Below are 8,622 nucleotides of genomic sequence, written 5' to 3'. Positions count from 1 at the left end.
ATAAATAGATTACTCGCGCAGCACGCCACCGTAATCAAAATCCAGCTGAAGCGGCGAAATATGGCATAAATTAAGATGCAAATCGCAAGGCCAATCGCGCCGCCAAACACTTTTAGGTCGTTCTGAATAATATTAATGAGCCGATAGCCCAGAACATGCACGCCGCCGAGGTAAAGGTCAGCGTCATTCCGGTATTGTTTGATGATCTCTCGGAGTTGCTCTACTTCTTTGTTGCGGCTGTCACGCAATGCATATTCCAAGGGGGCAGCCTGTTGCTTTAGGCTGTTTAGCTTGGCTTTATATGCTTTGCTTAAAGGGCCTTCGAGTCGCTTTTCCTGAAGGGCAAGAATATTAGCATTAAGCTTTTGTAGCGCTAAATCTGGCTTAAAAAGAACTTGAATGCCGCTGGCGGTTTGGTCGTGATTCACCAGCAGACCGTCATAAATGGGGTGGTCTTTAAACAATGCCTTTAGTTCACGTTCGCTAAGATTAAGCTTATTTTGGGTAAATTCACTTGAGTCTAAATTCGCATTTAAGGCTTCTCCTGCCTTGCTCAGTAAGGGTACGTTCATTACCGAGCGCACCGCTTTTACGCGCTCTAGCGCTGAGACTTCGCGACTAATACGGCTGATATTGTCTAAACTTTGGGCAGAAAAAATGCCTCCGGCTTTGGGCTTGTAAGCAATGATCAGAAACTCTTCTGGTGAAAATTGCTGATTTATTTTTTGACTGTGAATATAGTCGCGATTATCTTCAGCAATTAGCGTGTCGGCAGAGGCATTAATTTCAAAACTCTGGCTATGCCAAGCAAAAAAGCCGACGAGCAACGTAAACGCCAACAAAATCAGCTTATAACGGGCAAACAACGACGCAAGCATTGACGGTTTCCTCGTTTATTTATTGTCGGGCTTATTGTTGCCAGCAGACGGTTGATATTGCTGGTCACGCAAGATGCCTTGTAAATACATGTTTCTGAAAAACAAATAGGGGTCGTCACTTTTGGCGCGCAGCGTCTCGTAACTTTCGGCTTGGGGCGCAAATGCCTGTAACTTATCGCCCGCCATAATATAACTGGAGTCAGGCTGTTCAGTGATATAGGGGATGGGATTGAGGAAATAATCTGCCACTATTCCGGTGCCGCTTCGCAGGTCCGCTGGGCCAACAAAAGGTAATACTAAGAACGTGCCGTAGCCGCTGCCGTAATATGCCAGGGTGTCAGAAAACCCAGTTTCATTTTTAGGCAAGGAAAACCACGCCGCCGCTGGGTCAAAAATGCCCGCAATACCAATGGTGGTATTAATCAGAAAACGTGCTGTGCTACTCCCCGCTTTACGCGTTTGCCATTGCAGTAAGTGATTAACAATATGAATGGGCGCTTTGATATTGGCGAATACGTTACTAATACCCGTTTCAACGCGGTCCGGGGTTATGTCGCGGTAGCCTTTGGCAATGGGGATCAAGGCGTAGCGATAACTCATGTCATTGAACGCAAATATTGCGCGATTAAAACCCATTAAAGGGTCGTTATAGTCGCTTTCGTCGTAACTTACCACGGTGATTTCGTCATCATTTAACGCTTGCGTGGCGGTCGCTTCACTGGCGTAAAGTGCTTGGCTACTGTTTATTACGCCAAAGAAAATCAGCATAACAAGCAGACTTGCTAGTCGTTCCCGTGCACACAGCCCCGGAACTCGGCTTGCGCTATGCAAGGGAGGATTATCGAAAATTGGCATCCATTCACCACACCTTAATTTTATTTCTGCTGATACAACCCTAGTCAGCGCTAAAATTTAGAAGGCAGTGTTGCTTAATCGTTCCCTTTTCCGACGGGTAGTTGTAGGCAGTGATGTCTAGACTTAAAACTACTTGTGTCCCCAGCGCGCTGGCGTGCCCCGCACGTCCACATGCACGAAAGGCCCATGCGCTGAATTTTTATCATAAAGGCCTACCCCGCCCATTAACTCAGGATGCTTACTGTGGCTTACCAATTTGTCGGCGATGGCATAGAGATATTCAGCGTCCTTAATGTTCGCCTCGCCGTCGTGGTTAATATCATCCATATAATCGTTAACCGGATTTACATCGATAAAAATATCGGCAGCGCCGCCGTAGATATGTCGGCTATTGCTAACATTGCCAATCGCCTTGTTGTAGTACGGGGTGCGATAGCCGCTCATGATCACAAAACTGTCAGTGCGAATGCCCTTGGCGTTGACGGTTCTTAGGAGCAGTTCTAACTTCGCTAGCAAGCCAGTGTGCAAGAGCAAATACTTGGGGTAACCGCCCTGCTGCTTACACAAGAATTGACCAAGTTTAAAATGGGGTGAAACGAATAAATTTTCTAGCTCTGGCGTGACCTCAATAAAACCTTTAGGTGGCTGGTAGGCTTCAAGCCCTTTTAATGCACTGGGGTAGCTGCCAATCTGGTAGCCATTCAGCTTGCCGTTAACAATCTGATTTGCTGGCCGCAGGACAAACATTTGAAGTGCGATTTGCGCCTTGTCTTTATTGCGAACAAGGCGAATGGGGTAATAGCCCGGTTTCGCGGGCGCGGCCCAAGCAAGATGTCCCGCCGCACTGAGTTTTAAATTTTGGCCGCCTAAACTGGCCGAATACTCACCCAGCTTTTGCTGTGTAAATTGAATGCTGACCGTTTTACCTGGCATAACAGTCCGAATATTGGTGCTTGCGCGCAGTGGCTTTTTGTCAACCAAGACGCTAAACGGCGCCACGCCGGGATCAAAGGCAGGGCTTTCTTTTGCCTGCAACAAGGGTGCGCAAACGCTAGTAACAGCGATTGCAATTAACCGTAAGACATGGCGTTTTACGTTAAGACGATTTATGAACATTTAGTGCTCAATACGAATTAGGGGTTTATTTAATGCTTGCCACAATGGCTGGTCACGTTCGTAGATATCATTTCGGAAATTTAGAACACCCTGGCGGTCTACCCACGCCGTCCAATATTCAATATGGATGGGCAGCGATGTTTTTAAACTCACCGTTTCTGTTACGCCTTTGGCGATAGACGCCGCAATTCTTTCCTTATCCCAGCCTTGATCACGCAATAAAAATTCGGCCAGTTCCAGGGGGTCTGACACCCGTATACAGCCTGAACTAAACGCCCGCTCGGCCTTTTTAAACAGCTCCCGGGACGGTGTGTCATGCAGATACACATCATGAGGATTGGGAAACATAAATTTCACTTGCCCAAGTGCATTTTGCGGACCCGGCCCCTGCACTAAGCGGAACGGAAAGTTACGCGTGGTAATCTCGTCCCAGTGAATCGTATAAGGGTCTATCGCCACAGCTGAGTCACCGCGAAATACCCGGATGCCTAGTCGATTTAAGTAGCCGGGGTCTTTTTGAATATCCGCTAGTTTATCTTGAACGGCCAATTTATACGGCACCGTCCACGTTGGGTTTAACACCAAATAGCGGATTTTATTGCTAAATACCGGCGTCTTGCGGTAATTGCGGCCAACCACCACGGGTTTAACAAACACAGTTTCGTTGTTGTCGATGATTTTAAGCTCAAACGCTGCGATGTTAACAAGCAAGTGCTTGTCGCCGAGATCTGCTGCCAGCCAACGCCAGCGTTCCATATTGACAATAATCTGTTTGGCGCGTTCCTCGGGCGAAATATTTATTGCTTTAATGGTTTCGCGGCCAATGATGCCGTCAGCTTCTAAGCCATGGCGGCGCTGAAACATTTTTACTGCCTCCGCCAAGGCCGGGGTATACATTAGCGGGAACTCATCGTCAGCCGGGCCGTCGCTCTCGAGCACGTGACCACTGTGCAGATCCCCCCACACTTTTAGGCGCTGAGTGATAACCGGAATACGGTTGTCACTGGTGCTAAGCTTAAGCAGCGGCGTCTCGGCAAGCGGATGCTGCCAGGCTAAATTAGATAGCGCGCTGACTTTAGTAAGGGCGATTTTTAAACGGTAATAACGACTTTGCTTAGGACGAAGACTATCTAATACCCTAGCAACATCGCCGCTATCCGTTACCCGTTGCAATAGCGCCGACAAATTGCTGTGGCGCCGATTTGCCTCCCACTCAGTACTTAAGGCGAGAGGATCGACCTTCCCTGCTTGTAAATGACTGGCAAGACTCAGAAAAGCATCACTGAGTAAAATATCGAATGCGGCGACATCCTGAGTAGGTAGATCCGTATTCAGTAGTGTTTGAATTTTGGCGCTGTGGTAATCCAGCGGCAATAACCCTTCACTTCCGATGCCCGCAATACTCGAAATCAGCACCCGCCCTTGTGCAGACAAAGTGTTAGCGGTAAACCAAGCAAATTCAAATTGGCGGTTGATATAAAAATTATTAATAATGTCTTTGTTGAGAATGGCCTCGTTTAACGCCACCGCGGGGTAACCACTTGACCAGTTTTCAATAGTCTGACGGAGTTGATCGTTGGCCACGCTAATATTAGTGAACAGAAAACCACTAAATAGCAAGATGCATATTTGAATGTGTTTCATAAAGTGCAATTGTCTCGAAGGAGTTGCCGTCGCGCCACGCTTAATCAGCGTCGTGATTAAATTCAGCCACAGGGTTTGCCGGTGTTAATTTGGCGGTGTGAAGCGCCGCTTGGGCGGCGTTCAATAGCGCTTCTGCATTGCGAAACTCACAGCCTAGACCATGGGTCGCCACGCCAATACACAGTTTAATACCAATATCTGTAATACCACCGAGCGGCCCCTTTTTGCTGGGCTGACTCAGTGTTTTAACGGCGTCGTACATACGCTGACAAACCATTTTTGCTTGGTCTATCGTGGTTCCCGCCAGAATGATAAGAAACTGCTCATCGCGATAGCGACTGAGCACGTCGCCAGACCGCACAGCCCCTTCTACTACCTGCGCCATCTCGCTAATAATGGCGTCTGGATCGGCAAGCCGCTTATGTATCTCCTTTAAATTCACAATTTCGATGAGCGCAAAACTAATATTGCGATCCGTTCGCACCGCGATATCGAAGGCATCGGGAATATAGCCATCGGCAAACCTGCGCGAAAAAGCTTTTGTGGTTTTATCGTAGCGCTCCTCTTTGCTTAATTTAGCCGCCCCACCGTGTTCCGACTTGTGATGGCTGCGTTGCAAGCTGGCAATATTCATTGCTGCCAAGGTGGCATTCGCCTCCTCCAACAGCTTGGATTGGCTGCTACTTTCGGTGAGTTTAAGCTCGAACAAGGCTTCCATTTCAGGAATTTTTTCATGTATCCGTGCAATCAAGGTGTCGATTTTTGCGGTGTTAAATTCCAGTATACGCTGACACTGGATAACTAATTGAGTTCTCGCGTCACTGGTTTCACCAAAAATAATATAGTCGGCTACCACGCCAGATAGGGCGACGCAGCGAACAAATAGGCCGTCGCGGTCGCCAATGGCAAAAACCCCCGGCCGATGGCTGTTTGCTATTGCCAAGGTTGTGCGATCGGCGAGGCCCCAGTGCTTACTCAGCCAGGCGCCCGCCTCAGCGTGATCACCACCCATGCGCTCAAGCTCGTATTCTCTCACCCGCTGGTGAAATATCTGGTCGCTTTGCAAGGACGCGTAAAAGTTGTCTTGGATACGGTCGATCGCGATCATACCAATATCTTGCAATAAACCCGCTAAAAATAGTTCCTCTAAGCCTCGCTCTCCCGCCAGCCGACCCAGCTCAAGTGCGGCGCGGGCCCCCAAAAGAGAGCGCCGCCAAAACAGGGGGTAATGCAGACCTGAACCGCGGGGTTCGGTAATCGAGGATGTTAATGAGAAACTTAAAGCGAGATTAACAGTGGTATTTAACCCTAGCAGTACAATGGCTCGACGCAGGTTTTCAATCCTGTGTTCGTTTCCGTACAGGGGTGAATTAGCGTATTGCAGGGTCTTAGCGGCGAGTGCCGGGTCACTCGCGACCAGATCAGCGATATTCTGCATATCGATCTCACCCTGCTGGGCGAGTGTAACTATACGCGTCACCACCCGAGGAATAGACGGCAGGCGAGCGATGTTTTCAATAAAAGGGCTTAAATCAATCGCCACAATGCCGTCCACTTTTAGAAATTTGGTCAAATACCGGTTTATTTAACCGCTACCGTAAACTCGGTGCTGCGCCACGGTGACCTATCGCCGCGCAATTTTGCTGTTAGCGTTTTTCGAATACCGTGGCGACTTGACGGCTAAACATAACAGCTTGGCCATTCGGCCCCCAAATCGTCGCATTATTGTGAAAATAGCCATTCCCCGCGGCGGCACATCGATAATCACAATACCACCAATCCGCTGCATCAGCAGCGGGTAAGTCACAGGGAAACTCTAAATACCAACTGAGTGAACTGCCCATACCCGGCGGTTTAATCATATTTAAACCAGGTATCGGTGGCGCATCCGCCAGCGCAATTAAAGTCGTTATATCAATGTGTTGAGGTTGTGGAAAGCGAAGCCAGATGCCGAAATCGGCTGAGTCTGCACCGCTGAACGGCATTGCACCATATTCAAGTCGCATATCGAAATATTGGGTGAAAGGCGGTGAAAGGCCTTCAATAGAGGGCAGCTGCGCTAATAGTTGTGGGTCACCTACCGCCGGCATCTCGGGGCTAGCGAGTTTGATGTCTGACGAGCGATCCCTGCCATAAGCCGCACTGGCACTCAGCGCAACCTCGTCGCCACAGATCAGTTCGCCCTGCAAATGACTCACAGAGCCGCCAACCCGCAATTCGCGAAGCCGGACTTCATGCTTACCCGCCGGAACAGGCCCGACAAAAAGTACTGACAAGGCGCGTAAGCGGCGATCTGCTGCGACCTGCTTATTCATGGCTGCAACCACCAGCGCCGCACTTAGGCCACCAAAGGCGGTTCGGCCTTGCAGCCAAGTATCGTCGACGTTAACACTGTAACGATTTTTGTTTGTGGTGCTAGCAACGCTGCTCATCAGCGTTTGAAAATCACTCATTACTATTCCTATCAGGGGATACGCTAAAACCAGTACCGGAGGCTAAGCCTCCGGCTTTAATGCTGACCTCACGCCGGCCACTGGTAATCTTTATAGGTTTCACGGATTTCTTTTTTGCTGAGTTTGCCGGTTGCTGTATGCGGAAGCGACTCAACAAATAAGCAGTCTTCCGGAATCCACCATTTGGCGACTTTATCGTCGAACCAAGCCAGCATGTCCTCGCGACTTAGGCTTTCGCCGTCCTGTAATATCACTAATAGCAGCGGGCGCTCGCTCCACTTCAGGTGCGGCATACCGACGACGACAGCCTCGGCAACCTTAGGGTGGTTTACCGCACAGTTTTCCAGCTCAATCGAACTTATCCACTCGCCACCTGACTTAATTACGTCTTTAACGCGGTCGGTGATTTTCATGTAGCCGTATTCGTCTATGCTCGCTACATCGCCGGTTTCAAACCAGCCATCGGCGTCCAGGGTTTGGCCATCGTAGCGATAGTATTCCGCAATAATCCATGGTCCACGGACTTTCACGGCCCCGGCGCTCTCGCCATCCCAGGGCACCTCTTTATTTTCGGCGTCGACAATTTTCATTTCGACACCAAATACTGGGCGCCCTTGTTTCAGGCGCATTTGGTCGTATTGCTCTGGCGGCAATTCTGCGACAGCTGGCGCGACATTGCCGTTAAAGGTTCCCAGGGGGTTCATCTCAGTCATTCCCCAGCCCTGCTGAACATCCACACCATGTTTACGGCGAAAATCATCGAAGATGGTGTACGGGCACGCCGCACCACCAACGGTTACGCGATTAAGGCTTTCAACTGTTTTGCCGGTTTTTTCAAGATAGTTGAGCAGCGCCAACCACACGGTCGGAACCCCGGCCGACACGGTGACTTTTTCTTCATTGATTAGCTGACACAGGGTCTCACCGTCACCCATTTTCGGCCCGGGCATGACCAGCTTGGCACCGGTCATTGGCGCGCTGTACACCATGCCCCAGCCGTTCACATGGAACATAGGCACGATTGGCAACGCCACATCTTTAATCGACAAGCCGAAAACGTCGGGCACAATACTGGCATAGCAATGGAGTATGGTTGAGCGGTGGGTATACATAACACCTTTGGGGTTACCCGTTGTGCCGGAGGTGTAGCACAGTGCCGACGGCGTATTTTCATCAAGTTCGGGCCAGTTAAATTCGTCACTCTCTGCCGCCAGTAATTCGTCGTAACAATGGGCATTACGGAGGCTGGTTTCCGGCATGTGCGCGGCATCAGTTAACACCACAAAGCCTTTTACGTCGGGCATGGTGTGCTGTAATTTTTCCAGTAAGGGAACAATTGTGAGATCTACAAATATCCACTGATCTCGGCCGTGATTAACAATGTATTCTATTTGCTCTGGGAATAAGCGCGGATTAATGGTGTGACAAATCATGCCGCTACAGGACACCCCGTAATAAATTTCTAAGTGCCTGTAGTCATTCCAGGCAAACGTCGCAATCGTGTCACCCGTTTTGAGACCGAGCCGAACTAGGGCGTTGGCAAGCTGCCTTGCCCGAGAAAATGCCTCGCGATAGGTGCAACGATGACGAGGGTTGTCTGCGGTAACAGACACTATTTCTACTCCGCCATTCACGCGTTCTGCATGTTTCATTAGCGATGTGATGGTGAGCTGGGT

6 protein-coding genes and 1 pseudogene are annotated in these 8,622 nt (G+C 49.6%); all 7 read right to left on the bottom strand.

Going from position 1 to position 8,622, the window contains the following annotated elements; genetic code table 11:
- Nucleotides 1–878 (bottom strand): annotated as a pseudogene (locus ABYP33_RS16120) (RND family transporter); the annotation flags it as partial.
- 15 nt (nucleotides 879–893) lie between these two features.
- Entirely contained in the window at nucleotides 894–1,733 is an 840-nt protein-coding gene (locus ABYP33_RS16115; protein WP_373092177.1) for a VacJ family lipoprotein, read from the bottom strand.
- A gap of 129 nt (nucleotides 1,734–1,862) precedes the next feature.
- Nucleotides 1,863–2,849: a D-Ala-D-Ala carboxypeptidase family metallohydrolase gene (locus ABYP33_RS16110; RefSeq protein ID WP_373092176.1), complete on the bottom strand. Its 987-nt coding sequence runs from the start codon at nucleotides 2,847–2,849 to the stop codon at nucleotides 1,863–1,865.
- The gene (locus ABYP33_RS16105) at nucleotides 2,850–4,493 is read right to left on the bottom strand and encodes a murein L,D-transpeptidase (RefSeq protein WP_373092175.1); all 1,644 of its coding nucleotides are present in this window, start codon (nucleotides 4,491–4,493) and stop codon (nucleotides 2,850–2,852) included.
- A gap of 40 nt (nucleotides 4,494–4,533) precedes the next feature.
- The gene (locus ABYP33_RS16100) at nucleotides 4,534–6,036 is read right to left on the bottom strand and encodes an HDOD domain-containing protein (RefSeq protein WP_373092174.1); all 1,503 of its coding nucleotides are present in this window, start codon (nucleotides 6,034–6,036) and stop codon (nucleotides 4,534–4,536) included.
- Nucleotides 6,037–6,139: 103 nt separating this feature from the next.
- Nucleotides 6,140–6,946 carry an acyl-CoA thioesterase gene (locus ABYP33_RS16095; RefSeq protein ID WP_373092173.1) on the bottom strand — a complete coding sequence of 269 codons (807 nt, stop codon included), beginning with the start codon at nucleotides 6,944–6,946 and terminating at the stop codon, nucleotides 6,140–6,142.
- Between the two features lie 68 nt (nucleotides 6,947–7,014).
- A partial coding sequence (locus ABYP33_RS16090) for a long-chain fatty acid--CoA ligase (RefSeq protein WP_373092172.1) occupies nucleotides 7,015–8,622 on the bottom strand: 1,608 nt, incomplete at its 5' end.

Source organism: Zhongshania sp., from assembly GCF_041584495.1.
In the GTDB taxonomy this organism is placed as follows: domain Bacteria; phylum Pseudomonadota; class Gammaproteobacteria; order Pseudomonadales; family Spongiibacteraceae; genus Spongiibacter.
The sequence above is the reverse complement of the archived record's forward strand: the minus strand, read 5'-3'. Positions and strand labels throughout refer to the sequence as shown.

Coding starts and splice junctions, on each gene's coding strand:
- ABYP33_RS16115 (WP_373092177.1), bottom strand. CDS start 1,733: ATGCCAATTTTCGATAATCCTCCCTTGCATAGCGCAAGCCGAGTTCCG.
- ABYP33_RS16110 (WP_373092176.1), bottom strand. CDS start 2,849: ATGTTCATAAATCGTCTTAACGTAAAACGCCATGTCTTACGGTTAATT.
- ABYP33_RS16105 (WP_373092175.1), bottom strand. CDS start 4,493: ATGAAACACATTCAAATATGCATCTTGCTATTTAGTGGTTTTCTGTTC.
- ABYP33_RS16095 (WP_373092173.1), bottom strand. CDS start 6,946: ATGAGTGATTTTCAAACGCTGATGAGCAGCGTTGCTAGCACCACAAAC.